Origin of the sequence: Paenibacillus sp. LC231, assembly GCF_001860525.1 — a bacterium.
Lineage (GTDB): Bacteria > Bacillota > Bacilli > Paenibacillales > Paenibacillaceae > Paenibacillus_AQ.
This window is the reverse complement of sequence record NZ_JFOM01000044.1, coordinates 123226-144924: the sequence shown is the minus strand read 5'-3', so window position 1 is coordinate 144924 and position 21699 is coordinate 123226. Positions and strand designations below refer to the sequence as shown.

General features: G+C 50.9%; 18 protein-coding genes. 2 read left to right on the top strand and 16 right to left on the bottom strand.

All coding sequences use genetic code 11. From position 1 onward, the window contains the following. Positions 1 to 17: 17 nt before the first annotated feature. Positions 18 to 1145: an MsnO8 family LLM class oxidoreductase gene (locus AK95_RS24290; RefSeq protein ID WP_071222478.1), complete on the bottom strand. Its 1128-nt coding sequence runs from the start codon at positions 1143 to 1145 to the stop codon at positions 18 to 20. Between the two features lie 110 nt (positions 1146 to 1255). Further along, positions 1256 to 2671: a deoxyguanosinetriphosphate triphosphohydrolase family protein gene (locus tag AK95_RS24285; protein ID WP_071222477.1), complete on the bottom strand. Its 1416-nt coding sequence runs from the start codon at positions 2669 to 2671 to the stop codon at positions 1256 to 1258. A gap of 423 nt (positions 2672 to 3094) precedes the next feature. On the opposite strand from AK95_RS24285, the gene AK95_RS24280 reads away from it, so the two are divergent. Together AK95_RS24280 and AK95_RS24275 are read left to right on the top strand one after the other, a co-directional pair. Further along, entirely contained in the window at positions 3095 to 4414 is a 1320-nt protein-coding gene (locus AK95_RS24280; protein ID WP_071222720.1) for a polysaccharide lyase family 7 protein, read from the top strand. Positions 4415 to 4511: 97 nt separating this feature from the next. Continuing rightward, entirely contained in the window at positions 4512 to 9497 is a 4986-nt protein-coding gene (locus AK95_RS24275; RefSeq protein ID WP_235613218.1) for a CBM96 family carbohydrate-binding protein, read from the top strand. Positions 9498 to 9843: 346 nt separating this feature from the next. On the opposite strand, the gene AK95_RS24270 is transcribed toward AK95_RS24275, so the two are convergent. The 14 genes from AK95_RS24270 to AK95_RS24210 all read right to left on the bottom strand — a co-directional run bounded on the left by AK95_RS24270 (position 9844) and on the right by AK95_RS24210 (position 21698). Continuing rightward, a complete protein-coding gene (locus AK95_RS24270) occupies positions 9844 to 10629 on the bottom strand; it encodes a glycoside hydrolase family 73 protein (protein WP_071222476.1) in 786 nt (261 codons plus the stop codon). Then, positions 10616 to 11068, bottom strand: coding sequence for a phage holin family protein (locus AK95_RS24265; RefSeq protein ID WP_071222475.1), 453 nt, complete (start codon positions 11066 to 11068; stop codon positions 10616 to 10618). Before AK95_RS24265 ends, AK95_RS24270 begins: the two co-directional genes overlap by 14 nt. Positions 11069 to 11354: 286 nt before the next feature. Next, positions 11355 to 11492 carry an XkdX family protein gene (locus tag AK95_RS33645; RefSeq protein WP_074961938.1) on the bottom strand — a complete coding sequence of 46 codons (138 nt, stop codon included), beginning with the start codon at positions 11490 to 11492 and terminating at the stop codon, positions 11355 to 11357. Positions 11493 to 11511: 19 nt separating this feature from the next. After that, positions 11512 to 12093 (bottom strand): hypothetical protein, encoded by a 582-nt coding sequence (locus AK95_RS24260; protein ID WP_071222474.1) that lies wholly within the window; start codon positions 12091 to 12093, stop codon positions 11512 to 11514. Positions 12094 to 12104: 11 nt separating this feature from the next. Continuing rightward, positions 12105 to 14702 (bottom strand): hypothetical protein, encoded by a 2598-nt coding sequence (locus tag AK95_RS24255; RefSeq protein ID WP_071222473.1) that lies wholly within the window; start codon positions 14700 to 14702, stop codon positions 12105 to 12107. Beyond that, positions 14703 to 15248: a YmfQ family protein gene (locus tag AK95_RS24250; protein ID WP_071222472.1), complete on the bottom strand. Its 546-nt coding sequence runs from the start codon at positions 15246 to 15248 to the stop codon at positions 14703 to 14705. It lies immediately after the preceding gene. Then, positions 15245 to 16303 (bottom strand): baseplate J/gp47 family protein, encoded by a 1059-nt coding sequence (locus tag AK95_RS24245; protein WP_071222471.1) that lies wholly within the window; start codon positions 16301 to 16303, stop codon positions 15245 to 15247. Before AK95_RS24245 ends, AK95_RS24250 begins: the two co-directional genes overlap by 4 nt. Next, complete coding sequence (locus AK95_RS24240; protein ID WP_071222470.1) at positions 16296 to 16709, bottom strand: DUF2634 domain-containing protein; 414 nt, start codon at positions 16707 to 16709, stop codon at positions 16296 to 16298. Before AK95_RS24240 ends, AK95_RS24245 begins: the two co-directional genes overlap by 8 nt. Next, positions 16706 to 17002, bottom strand: a complete 297-nt coding sequence (locus tag AK95_RS24235) for a DUF2577 domain-containing protein (RefSeq protein WP_071222469.1) — start codon at positions 17000 to 17002, stop codon at positions 16706 to 16708. Before AK95_RS24235 ends, AK95_RS24240 begins: the two co-directional genes overlap by 4 nt. A 6-nt stretch (positions 17003 to 17008) precedes the next feature. Beyond that, positions 17009 to 17974: an XkdQ/YqbQ family protein gene (locus tag AK95_RS24230; protein ID WP_071222468.1), complete on the bottom strand. Its 966-nt coding sequence runs from the start codon at positions 17972 to 17974 to the stop codon at positions 17009 to 17011. A gap of 12 nt (positions 17975 to 17986) precedes the next feature. After that, on the bottom strand, positions 17987 to 18706 hold the full coding sequence (locus tag AK95_RS24225) for a LysM peptidoglycan-binding domain-containing protein (protein ID WP_071222467.1): 720 nt from the start codon (positions 18704 to 18706) through the stop codon (positions 17987 to 17989). A gap of 1 nt (position 18707) precedes the next feature. Beyond that, the gene (locus tag AK95_RS24220; RefSeq protein WP_071222466.1) at positions 18708 to 20594 is read right to left on the bottom strand and encodes a phage tail family protein; all 1887 of its coding nucleotides are present in this window, start codon (positions 20592 to 20594) and stop codon (positions 18708 to 18710) included. Positions 20595 to 20788: 194 nt separating this feature from the next. Next, positions 20789 to 21211, bottom strand: coding sequence for a phage tail assembly chaperone (locus tag AK95_RS24215; RefSeq protein ID WP_071222465.1), 423 nt, complete (start codon positions 21209 to 21211; stop codon positions 20789 to 20791). A gap of 28 nt (positions 21212 to 21239) precedes the next feature. Beyond that, entirely contained in the window at positions 21240 to 21698 is a 459-nt protein-coding gene (locus AK95_RS24210; RefSeq protein WP_071222464.1) for a phage tail tube protein, read from the bottom strand. Between the last annotated feature and the right edge of the window lies 1 nt (position 21699).

The following is a 21699-nucleotide window of genomic DNA, read 5'->3' as shown; positions in this document are numbered from 1 at the left end:
ATTTCGTCTCTCTTCTATTATATATGTGCAGCAATTGACTGCTGCTCCATTAACAGCCGATAGGATTCCAGCCGTGCATTGTCATCACTTACCGGCGTGACGATCAGGAACTCGTCACACCGATACTGCTCTGCCATATGCTGCAGTCTGTTTCGCACACTTGCAGGCGTGCCGATGATTAGCCGCTGGGATGGGCCTGACGAATCGGAACCGGACGGGGCCGGATCTCCGGATTCTGACGCTGAATTCCCTTGAGGATCCCCTTCATGGATCGTGGCTGCTGTTCTGCCACTGGAATGTGTATCGCCGCCGCTCCCACCAATTTCTGCTTGTCCGATCGCAGCCAAGACTGGGCTTTGTTCATGATCGGCCGTTTCCTTACGGCCCGTCGATACGCTGCCCTGCCCTGGTCGGGGTATCTCCGCGGCAAGCTTCTGCGCCTGTTCCTCCGTCGCCGCGCATACCACGCTTACCGCCACCATTGCGCGCGGTTCATGCTGATGAGCGCTTGGCCGATAAGCTTCCCTGTAAGATTGGAGAACTTCCGCCCCGTCTGTATCGCTCATAAACTGGCCGAATACGTAGCCCGTACCGAATTCAGCCGCATAACCCGCACTCTTCGTATTCGTGCCGAGCATCCACATTACGGGCGGGGTTACGGGTACCGGCTTCGCAGCAACCGGCACGTCTTCGTAGCGATAACGATCCTCCAGCAGTTCGGTTAATGCCCGAATCCGCTGTGGCAAATCCGCCACATGGCCCAGAAAATTACCGCTGAGCGCCATACTCGTATGCGCCGAACCTCCCGGCGCCCGCCCAATCCCGAGATCGATGCGTCCGGGATACAGCGCTGCCAGCATGCGGAAATTCTCCGCCACCTTCAGCGGGCTGTAGTGGGGCAGCAGCACGGCCCCGGAGCCGAGCCGAATGCGCGCGGTCCTGGTGCCGATATGGGATAGCAAAATCTCGGGCGATGCACAGGACAAATGCTCCAGATCATGGTGCTCTGCCGCCCAGTAGCGCCCGTAGCCCCATGCTTCCGCATTCTGAGCCAATATCACCGCTTGCTGCAAGGCTTCTTCGAACGTACTCTCTCCAAAACGCGGAACCAGATCAAGCACGCTCAGTTTCAATTGGTTATTCATGCAATCCCCCCTTCCGTCAGCATTTCAACTTCCTATAGAATAAAATGCAGGTTCATTAGCAGGTGGTAGCTGAACCATTATCAACGCAACCACACACCTGCTCACCGCTGCTAATCCAAATCGTAGATCGAGCCTACCTTGAGGCCATACAGCTCGTTGTAGATTTTCTCGGCAAAAGCGTCCGTCATGCCCGCGATATAATCAATCACCATATGCTCCCATGTCCAAATCGGCTGCGCCCGCTTCTGGTCCGCCTCATAGCGCTGAAGCCAGTCGGACGGAATGATCGCCGTTGAGGCGACAGGATCCAGAAAAGCATCCCACAAGCGCTTGATGATCCATTCGCTGCGTTTTTGCAGTCGCTGCACCCGCAGGTCGCGAATCATGGTCACCCAGGCAAAACTCTTCAGGACGCTGACCGTACGCAGCATATCCTCATCTTCCACGCCGTCTTTAACAAACGTCACCTTTTTCCAATCCCCGTTCGTGATCACGCCCAAGCTGCCTACAAAGAGGCTGACCCAGTAAGCCTTGACCTCCCGCCGGGTACGGGAATAGTCATTCTCGCAGGTCGGCATTTTCTCGTTCCAGATTTTCAGAAACTCGTCCAGCACCAAATCCACTTTCGGTTGGATCTGCTCCTTGGTCCATCCCTTCCATACCTCGTCTTCCAGCGTCATGATCTTCTGCACGATCAGTTTGTTCAGGTGACTGTCCCGCAAAAAGTGTTCATGCACCTCGATCTTCCCGGCTTTGATGCCATCCTCCAGATCATGCGCGGAATAGGCGATGTCATCGCAAAGATCCATCAGCTGCGCTTCGAGCGTTCGATGCGTGCCGGGAATTTGCCACTCCTTCCGGATATGAGAGATGTATTCCCATTCATGCCGGTACATCCCCTTGTGATTATCCAATCCGGAGAACGGATATTTATTGATGCCAAGCAGCACTGCATCGGACAGATTGAGTCCGTTGACGTTCTCTCTTTTCTCCAAAAACATGATCAGCCGAAAATTGTGCGCATTCCCTTCAAAATGCTCATACTTACGCCGCATCGCCTGCTGTACCTCGGCTGCCTGCTCCGGTGTAGGCGTGCCCGGCTGACGTGTCAGCTCCTTCTCGGTTCTCCGGTCAATATGTTTCTCCAGAATGCCCTGCAGCACCTCTTCGCCCTTGTGACCGAATGGAGGATGCCCAAAATCATGCGCGATCGCCGCGCATTCCACCACCTCGGGGTCAATCATCAGCCCGGCATTCTCCGCCTGTTCCGGCATCACTTCAGGGTAATTGCGGGTCAGGCTCCGCGCCGCTTCACGCGCAATCTGTGCAACCTCAAGCGAATGCGTTAATCGCGTCCGGTAATAATCGCCGGTGCCGGCACCGAATACCTGTGATTTTCCTTGCAGCCGGCGAAACGTCGGCGAATGGATCAGGCGCGAATAATCCCGCTCGTAAACCGCGCGCGAAGCATCCGACTTCGTTTGCTCCGGATATTGGCGATGCTCTCTAAGCTCCTTCAGTGTCATTTATACCACTCCTGTTTTATCTGTATAGGGTCGATTCGAAATCGTTCGTTCTTTAGATTATATGCCATCCGGCAGCTGAAAGAAAAATATGATTCCCAAGTAAACCCGTTCCTCCTTGTATACCCGAATCGTGTCATACGTTATCCACCAGACACGATATTCCCGTCAGGGTGGTGGAGCAAAACATTAACAAGATGGTTTGCAATCTCCAATACGCTATTTCGCACCCACAGGAGGCAGAAGCATCAATAATTCCTCCATTATGCAAAAACGCCAAGCGCTTATAGGATTAACACAAGACCTGTGCGCGCATTCTTGCTACGTTGTTAGGTAAGCGCTGTCATTCCTGTCTTAAAGCGCACCACGGAAAGGAGGGAAATGATAATTCATAAGGGTTTTCACCATTATACGGGAGGGATTTCTGTGAAACGAAGGCATGCTTTTTCGAAAAAACTAACGTTCTGCCTACTCAGTGCAGCCATAGTGTTTGCTCCTCTGTTTGAAGGACGCGGATTGGCCGCCGGAGAGAGCGAATACTCGGTTTCCGCATCGGCAAGCAGCTATGACTCTCGCTGCGCTTGCGATGCATCCAAAGCGGTGGACGGCAGTCTTAGCACACGCTGGTCCGGCGAAGGTGACGGCAGTTGGCTGAGGCTGGATCTAGGATCTGTCAACCCGGTTTCAATGGTTAAAATCGCGTTTTACAACGGAGATTCGCGCAATTTCACCTTCGATATTCAGACCTCAACCGATGGCTCCAACTGGATTCAGGCACGGAACACTGTCACTAGCGCTCAAAACAACCAGCTGCAATCCTTCCCCATCCCCGTCGTGGAAGCCCGGTATGTACGCATTGTGGGCTACGGCAACACCTCCAATGACTGGAACAGTTACACTGAGGTCGAAATTTGGGGAGGTACTGCGGATGGAGGAGGTGGAACCCTTGACCCGGCTAAACCCCCTTCGGGCAACTTTGACCTAACCAAATGGAAAATCACCCTGCCCGACGCGTCCGAGATCCAGGCCGGAACACTCGCCAGCGGGTATGTGCATCCGGATTGGTTCTATACCGATCCCGTCACCGGCGGCATGGTATTCACATCGCCTAATATCGGCGAGACCACCGCGAACAGCACTTACACCCGCTCCGAACTTAGGGAGATGCTGAATCCGTCGACAAACAGCGCCTCCTCATGGGCCAACAACTGGGTAACCTCTACCTCTTCCCCATCCATAAAATCTCAGGCAGGCGGCGTGGACGGAACGATGAATGCTACCTTACGCGTGGATCATGTCTCCGTCAGTGGGAACGAAGCCGATAAAATCGGCCGCGTCGTGGTCGGGCAAATCCATGGCCCCAGCACCGAACCGATACGGCTCTATTACCACAAGCGTCCTTCGGACAGCAAGGGTGCCGTTTATTTTGGAACCGATGACCTGGACAACAACAACACCTGGGTGAACATTCTCGGCGGACCGAACCAGCTAAATCCTGCAAACGGCATTGCCCTTGGCCAGAAATGGAGTTATGAAGTCAAGGTGACCGGGCTTCTTATGACCGTGAAAATAACCCCTGAGGGCGGATCGGCCACCACCGTGACGCATACCCTCCCTAGCGGTTATAACGATAAGTATCTGTACTTCAAAGCCGGCGTCTACAACCAGAACAAATCGGATACCACCCCTGATCAATCCGATCATGTCAAAGCCACCTTCTTCTCCCTTACCCACATGCACCCCTGACATCCACTAGCCTAATCCCATCCCGGAGCAGTCAAATGACGGCTTCCCGGTTTCTTAAACGAACTTCATGCACCCATATTGAAAAGCGAGGGATGAAATGTTGAAAGAGCAACTTAACCGGATCTCATGCCTGATCCTCTGCCTTCTGATCGTAATGACCATCATGGTTTCACCAGCGCAGCTTATGGCCGTAACGGCACAACCTGCGGCAGGGGTTGATCTTGCGGATGAATCTTTTGCATCGAATTCCGATCCCCTGCCGGAACCCGAAGGGCCGGATATTCTCTTCTTCTCCGATAATTTTGATTCAGAGCGCTACGGAGCCACGGGTGGTGTCGTCATTCCGCTGCCTTGGGTTCAGACCGGGGATGGCGGGAGTAAAGCCAAAACCTCCGTATCCAGCAGCGCGCCGTCCACGCCAAACCTTATGAAGATCGATGTAACCGACTCCGTCTATCTGCCTGTCAATACGACGGGGTATGGCAACATTAAGCTGAGCTATTATACGAGAGCCTCATCCTATGTCAGCGGAAGCATTGTGGCCGAGTGGTCCGGTGACGGCGGAGCGACCTGGAGCACGCTGGAGGAGTTTAAACTGGCCCCGGGAACGCCCGAAGCGCCGCGCAGCGAATCCAACACGTTGAAGACTTGGACGCTGCCGTCGGAAGCAAGCAGCAACCCAAATGTACGAATCCAGTTCCGGGTAGGTGATCCGATGAACGCGAATATGTACATCGACAGCGTCTCGCTGTCAGGCCAGGCCATCCCCGGCATTCCGCCTGCGGTCGATCCCGTGCCTGAACCCCCGCCGACCGAAACCGGCCCATACCCTGCTCCGGAAGGCGTAACCCTTTATGAGGATGTACGGATCGGAAAAGCCGGCGACCGGGACCTCTATACGTCCATCGCTGTTCCGAGCACGCCGCCAGCCGAGCCTATGCCGGTCATGATTTACATTCACGGCGGAGGCTGGAACAAAGGCGACCGCAAAAACGCCCTCGGCAGCATCTGCAACTATGTCCTTAAACGCGGGTACATCGGCGTATCCTTAAGCTACCGCCTAACCCCCGAAGCGCCTTACCCGGCCCAAATTCAAGACGTGAAACTGGCCATCCGCTATTTGCGCGCCCATGCCGAGCAGTACCACATCGATCCGAGTCGTATCGGCGTTTGGGGAACTTCGGCGGGAGGGCATCTCACTTCCCTGCTGGGAACGACCGGAGACCTGACCATGGAGGATACGGTTACGCTGGATACCGGAGATACGGTTCATCTGCCCGATATCGAAGGCACGGGAGGCTGGCCGGAATACTCCACCAAGGTGCAGGCTGTGGTGGACTGGTACGGACCGGCCGATTTCACGACTGATTTTGCTGACCGCTACAGCTCGGTCACGAAACTGCTCGGCGGGCATAACGCCCTGTCCGTTCCGATTGAAGCACGGCTTGCCATGCCGGGAACGTATGCCACTCCTGATGATCCGCCGTTCTGGATCCGCCATGGAGACGCGGATGCCACCATCCCATATACCGACAGCGTGACCTTCGCCGATCAGTTGACCGATGCCGGAGTGCCGGTCGTGGATTTTGAGATCGTGCCCGGACAGGGCCACGGCTTTACCGGAGAAGCCAAGGCAATCGCGGATGCCGAAGCTTGGGCTTTCATGGAACAGTACGTGAAGAATCTGGAGGTCACGACGCCGATCCTCTACAAGGACGGCTACACGCCGCCTGATCCGACGGATCCTACAGATCCAACCAATCCAACGGACCCGACCGATCCTACAGATCCCTCTCCGGGCGTTCCCGTTGAGGTTGGCCGTTTGGACCCTACAGACGATGCCCTAATCGACAGCTCTAAACCTGATACCAATATCAACTCGGCTACCGGCACAAGTATCGGACTTCTCAGCGTATCATCCGGTACAACCAACAAAAAGGTTCTCTATTTCAAATTCGATGCTTCCACCCTGAGCGATCCGGATTACCGCTACGAATTTCAGGTCGCTGCAAAAAAAGGCACCAGCAATACGGATCTAGAACTCTCCCTTTATGGAATCGAGGACACGGCTTGGAACGAAAACGATCTAACCTGGAACAATGCGCCCGTGAACAGCCTCGATCCGACCGCTTATGTAGGATCGTTTACGGTAGAGGCCGAGAATAGCGGGCGTCCGGAGGTGTACAGCGTTGATGTGACGGATTATGTCCGCAGCCGTCTTGCAGATGGCAACATAACGTTTCTCCTTGCGGATGCGGGCCATACCGGTGTTAGCGTCAATATCTATACCAAGGAAGCCAACGGCTCCAGCAATCCAAGACCTGCGCTGATCGTAAGCGAGTTGGTGGACTCCAGTCAGGATACGACGCCGCCGTCCTGGCCGGACGGAAGCCGCCTGTCCGTCAGCAGTATTGGCGAAGATTATGTGTACTTGGCATGGCCGACGGCAGCGGACGACAAGTTAGTCGCAAAGTATAACGTTTATCAAAATGACGTCAAAGTAACGGAGCGGAGCTCCGACATCACCCGCTATGAAATAGAAGGACTGTCTCCGCACACGGAGTACAGCTATAAGGTCGAGGCCGTGGATGCCGCCGGAAACGTCAGTCCGGTTCCGCTTACGTTGTCGGTTACGACGCTTAGCGCTCCCTTAGCCCCTTGGCCTGTGACCTCGGTCACGGCAAGCGGCAGCGACGGCAACATCGAGGATAATACCTTGGACCAGAATCTGTACACCCGCTGGTCTGCCGCCGGCGACGGTCCGTGGATCATGTACGATCTCGGCGAGGCCCGGGACATCGGCTACCTGGGCATTGCCTTCTATAAAGGGAACGTTCGCGCTACGGAGATCGATATCGAAACCTCAGATGACGGCGTGTCCTGGTCTCACCTTTTCAACGGTTCGAGCAGCGGAACCACCACTGCGATGCAGCCTTTTAACGTTCCGGACACGAGTGCACGTTACGTGAAGCTGACCGGGCGCGGTAATTCGGACGGCAGTGCCTATACGAGCCTGACGGAGGTCCATATCTATCCGCCTTTCGCTAACGGGGATACGCCCGTGGCGATCATTCCGGATTTTGTGCCGCAACCACCGGAAGGAACCGTCCCTTTTACCGCTCCCGGCATGAAGAATGCGGACGGGAGCAACCATCCGGTGCATCAGGCTTTTGTTGCTACCGGAAGGACGTTGAACGTGGTCGATTACGGAGCAGATCCTGCAGACAATGCTTCGGACGATCGACCGGCAATTCAACGAGCGATAGATGAAGCAGTCCCGGGAGACGAGGTGTTTTTCCCGAATGGCGTATACAACTTAAACAGTACTCCAGATGGCCTGACCAATCTGATACTGAAATCGGAGGTCAATTTACGGGGGGAAAGCCAGAACGGCGCGATCCTGAAGACCTCGCTGAACAAGGTCCGGAACAGCACCATGCTGAGATCCGCCAAGCAGCATGATCTGACCATCTCCAATCTGACGCTGACCTCCGCTTGGGAAGGTCAATATACGACGGATCACAGAATCAACAACCCGGATGCCGGCGGTCCGGACATGATGATCATTGCCGCTAATTATGGCGAGACGCCATCGTACAACATCACGATCGACAACGTGACGATCGAGAAATTCAGCCGCATGGGGGTCCGCATCGAGAACAGCCATGACATCGTTGTCCGCAACACTACGTTCCGAAATGCCACGGACCTTGGGCCGGGCGGTGCCGGTTACGGCGTATCCATTCAGGGCGTGCCGAAGGTCGACCGCAACGGATTTGCCAATGATACCAGGTGGAATCTGGTCGAGGACTCATCCTTCCAGGGGCCTTACCTGCGCCACGGCGCACTCATTCAATATGTGGCCCACAACAATGTAATTCGGCATAATGAATTCCACCAAGTCCGGCTGGATGCAATTGATCTGCACGGGGAGCTGGAGTATTTTAACGAGATTCACAATAACCTGATCACCGACATGCCGTATGGTGGCGGCATCGGCATCGGCAATACCGGAGGAACCGCCCCGACCAACCACAGCAAATCCGGTCCGCAAAACTATATCCACGACAACACGATCCGCAATGCGCGGGAAGGCATCGTCGTATCGATGGGATCGCCGGATACCATCATCGAGAACAACCGGATCGAGAACACCGTCGACATTCCGGATGCCGCCGGGATCAACATTTTGAACGGGCCGGGCACGATCATCAAGGGCAACACGATCCGCCAGAACACCGCCGAGCATTATTGGGGCATCCTGCTCGAGCACGACAACGGGGACACCAACGCGGGAGGCATCGGAGCCGGAGACCCGGAGAACGTGCAGATTCTGAACAACACCATCACCGGTAACAGCAACGGGATTCAGCTCAAGGCAGGCCGGAATATCAAGCTAAGCGGCAATGCGCTGGATAACATAGGAGAGAACTTAACCGCCGCACCGGGTGTCACGTATACCGATCTCACCGTGGGCTTGGAGTACAGCACGACGGCCTCGACGAATGGAGACGTTGTTGCAGCCTTAGTCTCGGAGAGTCCAATTACCGTCATTAATAACGGCGGATCTCCAACTTACAAATTTACCGAGAACGGTTCATTTACCTTCGAATATGAGGATGCAGACGGCAATGAAGGCACCGTTACGGCAACCGTATCGAACATCGATAAAATCGCCCCGGTGCTTACGGTTACACTCTCGCCTTCCGTACTAAAAGCGCCGAACCACAAAATGGTCGATATTCACGCTGACCTCGAATCCAGCGATGAAGGCTCCGGCGTTGCGTCAGTCGTGCTGACCTCTATTACCGTGGAGAGTGCGGGCGGCAAGGGGCATAGCAGAGATACATCGGAGATTGTGAACGGTAAAGATAAGGATATGGGTAACAGGGAAAGCAAAGACAATCGAAGCGCCGGGGGACGGGATATACAAGATGCCGAGTTCGGCACCTATGATACCCATTTCCGGCTGCGAGCCGAGAAGTCGGAGCGTGGCCAAAGCCGAATCTACACCGTTACTTATACTGTGACGGACCATGCGGGGAATCAAGCGCAGGCAGTAGGGACGGTGAGGGTGAAGTGAGCTGGGTTGTATTGTTAAGTAACAAACGATGAGGAGCATGTTATTTTGAGTTTACGTAGTGAATTATTATTAAGGTGTGAATGCACGGACAGGAATTCATCGAACAATCAAGCATGACATTCGTCGGAAGGGTAAGGAATGTTCGAATTCACTAATAACGAACGATTCCGGGAAATGAATAACCGAATCTACTAGTAAAACACTAACTGATATATATCTACCCATACAACAAAAGCTGCCCATACCGCTCTAACGGTTGGGCAGCTTTATTGTTCAACACAACTCAAAAAACGCTTCATTATATAGATGAAACTTGCGAAAGCATCTGCCGTTGTTAATTTTTGTATCACTTGCTCGATCTATCGAAAATCCCCAAACGATGCAGCACGGTCATGATTCGGTAAAAATCAAAGCTGCCCTCAGGATCATGCAATACTTCTGCCTGCTGTGCAGCTTGTACTGCCGGTTCCGCCCAAGCTGGAACTTTAACCGGTTTCTCCGTCTCTACCGCCTTGAGCCTTATGTTCATCTGCTTCATGGCATTACTCTGCTCGTCTAACAATTTCATCGCAGAAGTATATTGCTTACTAAGCAGCTGCATCTGCTCCTGTGTTTTTTGCAGCTCGGCCGTTAATTGTTCGATTTTCATGCGTTCCTCCTCCTCTGGACTAGGCACATCATATTGATAGAGCGAGTTCTGCTCCATTAAGGCGATGAGTTTTTTCGGATAATTAGGGTCTGTGGCGTAACCACCCCTCCAAATCTCGGTCGCCGCCGTTTTATAATTCGCCCATAACACGCCATGGTAACGCTGTGGCTTGTCACGTGTACCATTCAGGATCAGTCGAGTATGATCGGCAACCGATTCACTCCAGCTGTTATACTTACGAAACTGGGCTTGGGTCGTATAGGGCGTCTGCCCCCGATATTCGGTTGTCTGCATGGTGACGCTTCCCGCCGGACCGGTTCCTTTGATGCCAAACAGATTGTTCGCTTTTTGCGTTAGACCGCTCATTCCCCAATTGGATTCCAAAATTGCCTGAGCGAGCGTAAGCGAAGCAGGCACCCCGTACTGGCGCATATCCTGGGTGGCTATAGGTGCCAGCTTGGCTATAAATTCAGAGGGTTTCATCCTTTTTCTCCTCCTTTCGTGCGGTTGGCTTATCCCCTTCTTCGGATTTGATCTGGAATACCTGTACCACATTACGCAGGGACTGGGGGATCGGTACCCCCATTCTCCCAACGTTCTCAATAATAGACAGCAGCTCATTTGCGAGATAGAAGAAGATCACCGTATTCTGAAAATAATTCATCTCTCCCAGCACCCGGTCCACCAGATGCATCAAGGCGATGATGAGAAAAATGGTCATTTTGCGTGCAATCCCAGTATAACCAATACGGCTGCGCAGCTCGCCGTTCATCCAGGCCGCGCCCCATCCGGTCAACCAATCGATCACCACGAACCACAACAACAGATGCAGCGGCAACGACCATCCGCCCCAGGCGTACCCTGTCACGGCCCCCGTCCCCGCCACCAGCATCTTAAAAAACTGACCGATGTGCTCATACATAATTGTTCCTCCTTTTATATGGTTTTGAAGGTGTGAAAAAGCCCTCGGAGGAGCCGAGGGCTTGGATTGAAGTTATTCATAGTTGCTTTAACAGAGATAAACCATTTGGGCAGTACACCACTTCGCATGCGGATCATGCTTCCGATCGCTGTTGTCCCCGGATTTTCCTGAAAACTTATGGATAGGGTTAAAATCCGTGGACAAAGGCGACCGCTTCGCTTCTCCAGCATGATTCCGCCTTCTCCGTTGTAGTTTCATCTTTAATGAGAGTAACTCAAAGCAGCGTTTAGTATGCCTCGCCAGTGATGACTTCATATTCATCCGAGGTGATTACGCCAAACGCAACATACTGTCTCAATTGAGGCTTCTGCGCCCACTTCTTTTCATAATAGTACTTCAATCTCTCAAAATCGTTTTCGAACATCGTCTCCCGCTCCTTTCGATCAGCTATTTTCAAGTGATAACAACCGTAATTCAAGCCCCACAATTTGAGCGCCCTGCGCCTCATTTTGTTGGCGCAACTCTAGTGCCTGAAGCTCCCGTGCAACCATCTCGGTACCTAAACGATCCATTTCATTGGGTTCAACAGGCTGAGGTTTGGTTAGCTCCTCGATTTCTTCCGGGGTTAGACCTTCGATCCAAAGAGCTGGTTGTGGCGGAGACACCTGAACTGGCATGTCGCCGCGTTGCTCGTCTGGGAGTGCTTGCCACTTCGCATGGGCTTCGTGATATGAATTCTGAGCAGCGCTTACGGCAGATTCGTATGCATTCCAGGCTGCTAGATCAAAGCGTGGGCGGAACAAGCCGGGGGGTACAGGGATGCCGATGATGTAGCCGGAGATATTGGATTCAGGGTCGTTGGGTGACTCACCTTCTGGTTGAGTTACGTTTTCTGTTGTCGTTAGAACATTTGGTATTCCTTGTTCCATGTAGGAATAAAAAGGGACGACACCAGAAAAGGTATCATCCACGAGCGTGTCCTCTAAATAGAGGCCTTCTTTATTTACTTTAGGTACGGCTTTCATGTGATACCTCCTTATTGTTCAGCTAGGTAGGAAATACCTGTAAGACTTATCCAGCTTGTTGTTCCAGAATATCCAGCAGTAATAATTACATCACCATTACTAGCGATTCCCAAGCGACCAAACGACTGCGTAGTCCCATCGCTACTATGAATAATATCAGTTAAAGTTTTTGACGGTATATAACCTCTCGGTAGTCGAAATAAAACAGCAGGTAATGTCGAAGGTCCTCCCTTAACCAAACCCTCAATGTGTACTCTACCATTGGAATCCTTATAGTATCGTGCATTTGCATAAGAAGAACCATAATTAACCCATCCATTAAGTAATGTAGGCTCTATCCAGCCTGGAGAGTCCCTATCAGCTTTTTTATTTAATAAAACAGATAGAGATGTACCACTCTGTGTTAGAGATTTAATTAATTCCTGTAGTATAGTATTCTCATTGGAAGTGAGTGATCCCTCGAACGCACAAATAGGCGATCTTTCTACCATTAAGTATGTTACGGAATAAACTGCTGAAAGATCGAATTCAAAAGACGGACTTAACTGTGCTAATTCCCCGTAAGACGAAGTAGGTGAGAACTTCCATCTAATATCACGAACATTATTTATATAAACAGATAGAATTTGTTTCGCAACATGTTTAAAGCTAGTTGAGCTTGGATTTGCCACAGGATTACCCAAATTCCACCATTTAGCGTTATCTAACGATGCCTTTGAATTTTCGCGTATCACAATTCCCGTTCCAACTTCAACTTGATTAATACCTTTGTAAAAGGTTATCCCCCCTTCATATACAATTGGCTCAACTGATTGTATTTCTAATGGATACACGAGTTGGTACGGTCTCCAATTGGGTGCAATATTTGTCGGACAGACATTTGTGGAGTCCATCCAATAACGTGTACTGACATTAGTACGTCTAACCCAATATTTAATTCCTGTTCCATCATAGAGATTATTTTCTGGATTATCTGGACTACCGTTGATATAATCACCATTAAACATTACCCATCCCATAAAATAAGCTCTAATTTCATCAACTGTGGGTGTATAGTTATCCCCCCATCCACTGTCTTTGTTAGATACGGATAAATACACGTTACCGTCTGGAGATAGTTCTAATGCATCCGCTTCCGTAACTCCCCATAGTCCACCTTCTGTTAATGTTTTCAGAATAGTACCATCAAACTTTATAGCCCTTTCCCTTCCTGTATAAATCCTCCAAGGTTTCAGTCCACTGCATATAAAAAGCTTTCTACCTGGATAGGTAGCAGTATGTTTCCAATTTTGTGTGCCATTCAATTCAACATTCTTCCACTTCGACAGTTTGAAATATTGCCCATCCATTTCATATACTTCATCAGTCTCTACATCTGAGATAGGGTCAGCGTATAAATCTGTCTGGAACGCAAGCATAGCATCTTCTCGTGGTTTAAAGGATTTAATATTGGGACCTAGCGTTAGCATAGGATTCTTAAAAGTAAAAGTTCCTCCAGTAGGTGAATCCTGTGTAACTAAAATTTCCATTCTAGTAGCATTAACTGGCGCTTTTACAGTTTGTCCGTTTTGATTCTTAGGTGTCCAACCTATTTTCTCGCCATTCATACCAATCCATTGTATATTGATATATGCAAATTCAGGATTGCTAGAAGTATAAGAAAGACTGTAAGTTTGTCCTGATATCGCAGGCAGATAAACCCGCCACCCCGCCCCTGATCCTGTATTAGAAAGTGTAACCTCATAGGGTGCGGTTGGAATAAATTTTGAAGAAGTATTGCTCGGTGTGAACTGATAGAACGGTGGAAATAGATTCTCTCCATAACGAATTGCATACGGATTGCGTACAGGCTGAACACTATCTACATAGGGAAATTTCCTTAAGAGATTATCATCCGTATCCATATAATCCTGTTCAGTAATTTCGTAAATGCGTAATGAACTAAGATAAAAAGTTGCAGAATTATCGGAGGAGTTCCAAAAATGAACTCCTAGTCCCCGGCTGTCTCCGATTCCTCGATACACCACTGACTTCCATGATGTATTCACTTCAATATCTTTAACGCTCCCAATTCCTCCCCACAATTCACAGTGTAATATCATGGATGTATCGGCTTTGATGTCCGCCATAATAATATATCTAGTGTTATCCTTATACATATGTGAGCCTATTCTAATAAGATTAGTTTCATCACCTGCATTTCCCTTACCATTTGCAACAACTTTTAAGGCGTTATCCCCCCCTGTTTTGTTAGTAGCATCCAAAGCTATACTGTGATTACCATACGCAGCCATATGCTCAAGAGAGGGAAACCTCCCCAGCCGCCCCAACAAATTCACCAACGTCCGCCCATTAATCCCACTCAACTTAAAAGGCGCGCTCCGCTCCGTGTTCACGATCTGAAGCCCGGGCTGCAGCACGACTTCCCTGCGCTCTTCCGTGTCCAGGCGCTTTTCTAAAGCCCCGATTGCATCACTGCTTTCACCCGCGAACCGATCTACGGCATCCGCGTTCTGATCAATATACTTCTCCAGATCGAAATACGTCGTGGACGGCGAGGTTCGATCGATTTTGTTCAACCCGATATTCGGTGTAACCGGATTCGTCATTTAGGCTCCTCCTCCCAACAATCTGTCTTGTGTCGTTGCTGATATTTCCTCAAACGTCATGCCCTCCACCTCGGCAATGGTAAGATAACGCAGGGCGTAATCGACCGCCATATGGGCGGGTTTGATCTCCTCAATGGCCGATTTCAAGTCGCTTAAATTGGGCGGAATGCCCAGCGTATCTCGAAAATGAATCGTCACTTTATACTCCGCCGGCTGGACGGATACCTCGATGCTGCCTCGCTCATAAGCTTGCGCCACATTTTTGAGCATGCTGGCGGACACCTTGCCGCTTCCCCGCATCTTCGAGATGATAACCGAGCGCCGCTGCTCGATCGGCTTGGAGAGGTTCACCGGAATGTTCAAGTCCTGCTCGAACCGGGATAGCGCCCACGTAGCGGTTTCGGGATAATACTGGTCCACCTGATCCTCCAGTTCCTGCGCTAACTTGTCCAATTCAGCCCCTTCTGCTCCGGCAATGACTTTCATTTCTCGAACATCATGATAATAGGACGGCAGGTAACCCAGCCAGGCTTCGGCTTTACTCATCGGACCGTCACCGTCCCCAGGACAGCCACTGCTTCCGGTTCGATCGGAAGGCTGTCCGTTCCTCCGTTCACGGTCAATACCTCGTAGTCGATGACCGCTGGAATATCCAAGATCACATTGGCGATCCGGTTATACCGGACCAACGGGTCGGACATGGCGAGGTCTTTCAGATACTGGCGCACGCCTTGCTCAATCGCTTCCTGCACACCATCTAAGCCGGCCCCATCGAGCAGCGTAACCTGCACTTCGATATTAACAGGCACTTCAGCCGCTCCAACGACGGTTACGACCGAGCCGACCGGAGCTGCCCCTTCTCCCATTCCATCCATGGTCGGATCAATATGTTGCTGCACCGATTCCACAACGGAAGGCGTCGGCGAACGCATCTCGTTATCCAGCAGCACCACCTTGACGGTGCCCGGACCATCCCATAAAGGAAAAGCCTTAGCCTTTCCAACCCCGGCTTTCTCCCTCGCCCACAGTTCATACTGATTCCGGTTTGCACTGGTCACGGGTCGGGAGATTTTTTCGCGGTATCGGTCATACAACGCTTCGTCCGACTCGGTATCTACGCCAGGTACCCAGAGCTCCATCAGCTCCGCCTTCACCAAGCCTTCTACGTATTCCAGCGGAAGCAGCGAACCGAATCGGCGGTTGCCTTCCTTCCCGCTTGTCTCGCACTCCAGAACAAATTGCCCTGCATCCAATCGGGTGATGACTTTGTAATTCAGCGGATCCAATGAAAAACGGCTCCCTAGAGGCACATCCACCGCGGCACCGTTATTGCCTGAGAAGTGCCCCAAAAGCTGTGCTTTTGTAGACTGCTTCCGGGTCAGCCCTGACCAGGCAATGCTACGATCCAAAAATTCGCCCGATGCCGTCGCGGCAAATTTCAGGTTCATGGAGTACCCCAATTCCACGTACATCTGGGCAAGCTCAGCCGCAGAGGGGGCCAACGCATCGTAGATGATGCTGCCTTCCCTTTTATCCATACCATCCGGGATTCGATCCATCATCCGCTCCAGAATGGCTTCATACGTCTGTTCCTCAACCATCCTCCCTCACCACCTTAGTCATACTGTAAATGCCATACACACTTCGGACCGTAAACTCTGCCATGGCCAACTCGCCCGTAAAAGTAATATTCATATCATCGACCGACAATACGCGATCATCCTGCATCAGCGCTTCCTTGATATGCCGCTCGATTTCAGCATAGGCCCACAGCGGGTCACGGCCAATGACGGAGTCTAGCTCCTGCCCATAGTTGCTGCTGTAGATCAGATGCTCAAATCGGCGAGTCTGAAGGATTTTGACGACAGCCTGTTTAACGGCTTCAAGACCGTCAATGTGACCGGATATCGTCCCTTCCTCCAGGTTCAAGTTATACGTCAGACTAGGCTGCTCCAGTGTTTCCACAATCTCGCTATCCGGTTGCAGCGTTCCTCCCTGCGGAATCATGACGGCTTCACCAACCGATCCAGCACGAGATACGTTTGCCCGCCTTGGTAACGAATGAGCAGCACCGTATCACCGATCTCCAGCCCTTTTCGAATCACATATTCCGCGCCGCCAATGTTCAGCTTGTATTCGGTCATCGACTCTCCGATAACTAAAAAATCCTCCGTCAGGCTGAAACGCTGATCCACGTTCACCTCCAGAGGATGGATTGATGTTACTGTGCCGTACAGCACCGCCATCGGGTTTGTGCTTCCCACGGCGCTGAGACTGGCTTTTTTAATAATATCCAGCATCCCTGCTTACACCACCTTCATATTCAGCGACATCGTGTGCGTACCGTCCGAGAATTTATGCGTACATTCATCGATGAGATACGGCTTCAAGCCTTCATCAGGCAGATTCACATAGATCGTGTTTCCGGCACGGACCCGTAAATCCCCGATAGCCTCAATCGACAACGTTCGCTGCTCCCTGTTCTTCAGCTCCAGCAAATTTTGCGCTAACTGCTTCAACTGAGCGGGATTCATGTTCTCGTCAGCAACCTCGTACAACTGGAGCAGGCCCCACTGGGCAATGTTTTGTCCGTGCTGGTATAGGTAAACATCCCGCTTGCCCGTCTGCTTGTTGTCCCGCACGACTTTGACGCGGTTGTACGTCTCGTTGTCGATGCTTTTTTTATATGAAAAATCCGTCATGAGACTGTCTTCTCCCACCGCAAGCATGAGCAGCATGTCGTTGATGTTGGTCAACCTCAGCTCACCGTACTGGTCGTAAAACATATAGTACTGCTTGGTCGCGATCAGCGTAGAATCCAAGGCCTTGCAGATGATATCAATCAGTTTCTTGTCCGCTTCCAGCATGGCAGGGATGGTATGGCCGGTATCGGCCAACGTCCCTGTTTTCAGATTAAAATCCTTGGCAATCTTGCGAATGATATCCTCCACCTTGGCATTCGTAAACCGGTAGGTGTCGTTGCTGGACAGGTAACGCAGCTGGTCGTAAGCCATCACTTTAACCTGGGCGTCCATGCCCCACTCCTTGGAAAAAACATATCCATAAAACAGATCCTTGTTATCCTTGCGGAAGCGCACAATGTCGCCGTTTTCCACTTCGAATTCCTTGCTCTGCGCAAGACCATTATTCACATAGTTGATATCCAGACTCGCCGGCTTCGCCTGACGGCTTGTTTTCCACGTGATGTCGGTTACGATCTGCCCCAGATCCCACACGCTTCCGTTCTTGCGGTCAATCATCAGTTCAATCATGGCGCCACCTCTTTAGGGAATCTTGAGAACCCGGCCGACGGCCAGCTTCCGGACCTCATGGTCCTTGATTCCGTTCAGTTTTTGGATATCCGCATGACGGAAACCGCTGCCGAGTAGCTTTTGGGCAATGCTCCACAGGGAATCGCCTTTGGCAACCGTATAGGAAGTCGGCTTTTTCCGGTCATCCGGCCTGTCTTTGGTTTTCACCGCAGCGGCTTTTTTGTCCTTAACCGGCACGACTTTACGCGCCCCGTAGAACACATAGCGCTTGAGCGTAATTGAGAACTCGATATCTTCCGGTGAACCGGCCATCGTATTCCAGTTGAAGCTTTCGATGGATGCCGCCATGTTGATGCCAAAAGACTTCCTCGCTCTCACCACATTCTTGCCATCCGTACCGCTCAGCGGATCGGGAACAAGCCCCGTCATGACAAAGCGAACAGGTCGACGGGACTCCATCCAGCCCTTAATGGTATTAACGTATTCAATCGGAAGCTTCAGCTTTTTGTCAGAACCTAGATGTACAAAGGGATACACTCTCCCCGGGAAAAAGCTCTCAAACGAGATCTCCGTCAGCTTCGGATGCAGAATCGCATTTACTTCGCCAAGCCCAGCTACCGTATAGGATTTGCCTTCACCGCTATCCTTGACGTCAAACCGCTCAGGATTCACCGGAAATCGGAAAACTTCCTCCTGGTTATTGAAGCTCAGAAAAAATCCATAATCGCTCATGCTACAAATACACCCCCTCGGCACTGGACACAAACTGCTCCTCCAGCGTCCGGTTAATTCTCGACATGATCGTATCCAGATCAGCTCCGGAATTAATATCTCCCGTCGTCATCTGTACGGTTGGCGTCAGGGTGATCATATTGCTGATCGCATTCACTTCTGCCAAATCGCGCATCACTTTCAGATCCTCGCTCGCCACGTCCACCGAGTTATCCACTTTACCAATGGAATCGATGCTGCCACCCGCAGGGGCTACCGGGATTGGAGCCGTTGGCATGGCGGGCATAGCAGGCATGGACGGGGTCGGGGTTGCTTTTGGAAGAGCAACATCGTACCCGGTTTTCCCCGTGTTGTACTGTTTTAAAATATCCTCGTTGTTCTTGCCCAGGTTCTTATCCGGCATGAATTTATCCTTAAATGTATCCATGGAGAAATCTTCTATGCCTTTCTGTCCGGTGTCTTTGAAATTCGTAAAGTCTGCCTTATACTCAATCTCTGCAATCTGCTTGGTATCCACACCAAGGACCTTTCCAAAAAAGCCCGCTACCGCGTTAACACCCTTAATTATCCCGTTAATAACTGAAATGACAGTATTAACCGTGTTTTGCGCCAGATCGACAATGAAGCCGAATACGTTGCTGAATATCTGCTTAAGGCCCAGCGTCACCACTTTCCAAGCCCCGAATGCGGCCATAGCAGCGATAACTAAAGAAATTAATAGCATAAGAGGATTAGCCTTAACCACCATATTAAATAATCTCATTGCACCTGCCGCTATATTCGTAACCGTAGCCATCACAGTTTGTGCTGCAGTAAACGCGTAAGCCGATATTCTCCCCATGATCATCCCTGCATTTAACATCGCAAAAAAAACACCCGCTAAAGCGATAACAGGAAGCAACCCCATAAATATAGTGACCAGATTCCATATGGTGTTACCGACACCAGCAATCGTAGCTTTAATGAATTCCCAGGCTGGAGGGATCATTTGCGCTACCCACAAAAACCCCTCAGCAATTACGGTTAATCCTATGGATATAGCATCAATAAAAGGCTGGAAAGTCCCGTTTTCAAAAGCTGCATTCAACATATCCAGAATTGGCATGATTGCAGCTAATGCGCCACCCCCCATCTGAACAAAAGAATTGTTGACGGATCCCATTAGCTGCTGCCACTTATTAACAGGCGAATCCAGCATGGCATCCATAGCTTCCTGTGTCATCCCTGATTTTTGCAGCAGTTTGTCCATGGATGAAAGAAATGCAGTAAAATTCCCTTTAGATGATATGATTTCTGCATTAAAGCTTTTAATCTGGGAATCAGGAATATTAAAATCTTTAGCTAGAGAGCTGGTATCGCCACGCATCGCACTCATAATCGCCCCTGTTGCATCTTTTGAACTCTTGCCGTCTGTTGATAGTGTGCTCATTCGATCAGCGAAGCCATTTAATTGCGCAATTTGATCTGAGTTTTTAGTCATTGACATGAACGTTAAAGCATTATTTAACGAATCATTAACATCTAACCCGGTTTTCAATGCATTCTGTTTGACGTTCTCGAATATAGCTGAACCTACCTCGGCATCACCAGTCTTAACTTTAAAGAAGTCTTCCGTTACTTGTTCTTTTGCTGCTGGAATAATCGTCATTTTCGCAACAAAATCGGCCGCTTTATATGCGGATTTTAACAATTTAAAAGTATTCCCAAGCTTACTGGCTTTCTTTTCCCCTTGCTCAATCCGTTCATTAAGCTGCTCTTGTTCTGCTGCTGCCTCAGCAATTTGATCAACAGTTTGTTGAAAGCTGTTTTCAAGCTGTAACAGCTGATTCACGATCATTTCATTAGCCAAATTATTTAAGCGCAGGAGTGCATCCTTTACACTCGCCATTCCTTCACCCCCTTCTTCTACAACCTATCTCCGCTTCCGAACTCGCTCACGCTTCTCCTTCTCCACCCGCATCGAAATCATGGCATAGATGGCGGCCCGTTCCCGGACCGTCATCGCCATGAGCTGGTGAGGAAGGATGTGCAGTTCATGGAGGGCGTAGTACGCATAGTTCGCGTCACCGTCGCCCTCTTTGATTAGTTTTTTACGTCATCCACCAGTTCGTTCATATCCCGGTCAAAACCGTTCAGCGCTTGCACCCGTTCTCCAAGCGCGGCGAACTCACCGGGCAGCAGCATTTTGCGGAGCAGAGATTCTGCACCGAGCACGCCGTAGGATTTTTGCAGCTCGCTGTTTTTCAAATCGGGGTAGATGACGCTCGATACCATCAGTTTCGCCATATAGTCGTTCGGGTCGATTTCCGGCGTGAATACACCGTTCTTGCCCTTAACCTTACGCGTAGCCGCTTTGCGGCACTCCTGGTTTTCTTCCTCCGTGATGCTGCGCAGCTTCCAAGGCACAGGGCTCCCTTCAGCATCCTTAAAACGAACAGAGACCACGAATTCCTCCGTGATCTCCGCAGACGACTGCCCAGCAAAAAACATACTAAAATCGCTCATATCCTTCCTCCTCATTCAATATTAAGTATTAGGCCAATGGGTTAAACGGCGTCTCAATCCGCACATTCTCAAACGTGAAGGCCACTTCTTCCTCCAGCGCCTCCGCTTCGGTGTCGAGAGAAGCCATAATCACGCTGTCGAGGTTGACCCCTTCCAAAATCACTGTCTGACGCCCTGTGGTCGATCCCGGATCCTCATTGCGCACTTCGATCATGAAGTAGGCGTCTTTCCCTGTTTGGATGTATTCCATCATCAGCTCGCGAAACAGTGAGGTCACATAATAAATGGTCATCGTGCCGCTGCCCTTCCAGCCAATGGCTTTGTGCTGTACGGCGCGTTGGCCCATCGTTTTCAGCTCGGCTTTTTCCTTCTCCACCGTAGCTTCCAGTGTTTTAATGTAGAACATTTCCTCCATACGCTCGCCAATCTTGACGAATGCCTTGCCCTCTTGCCCGGAAATCGTGTCGTTCGCCCGCAAAAATGCCATC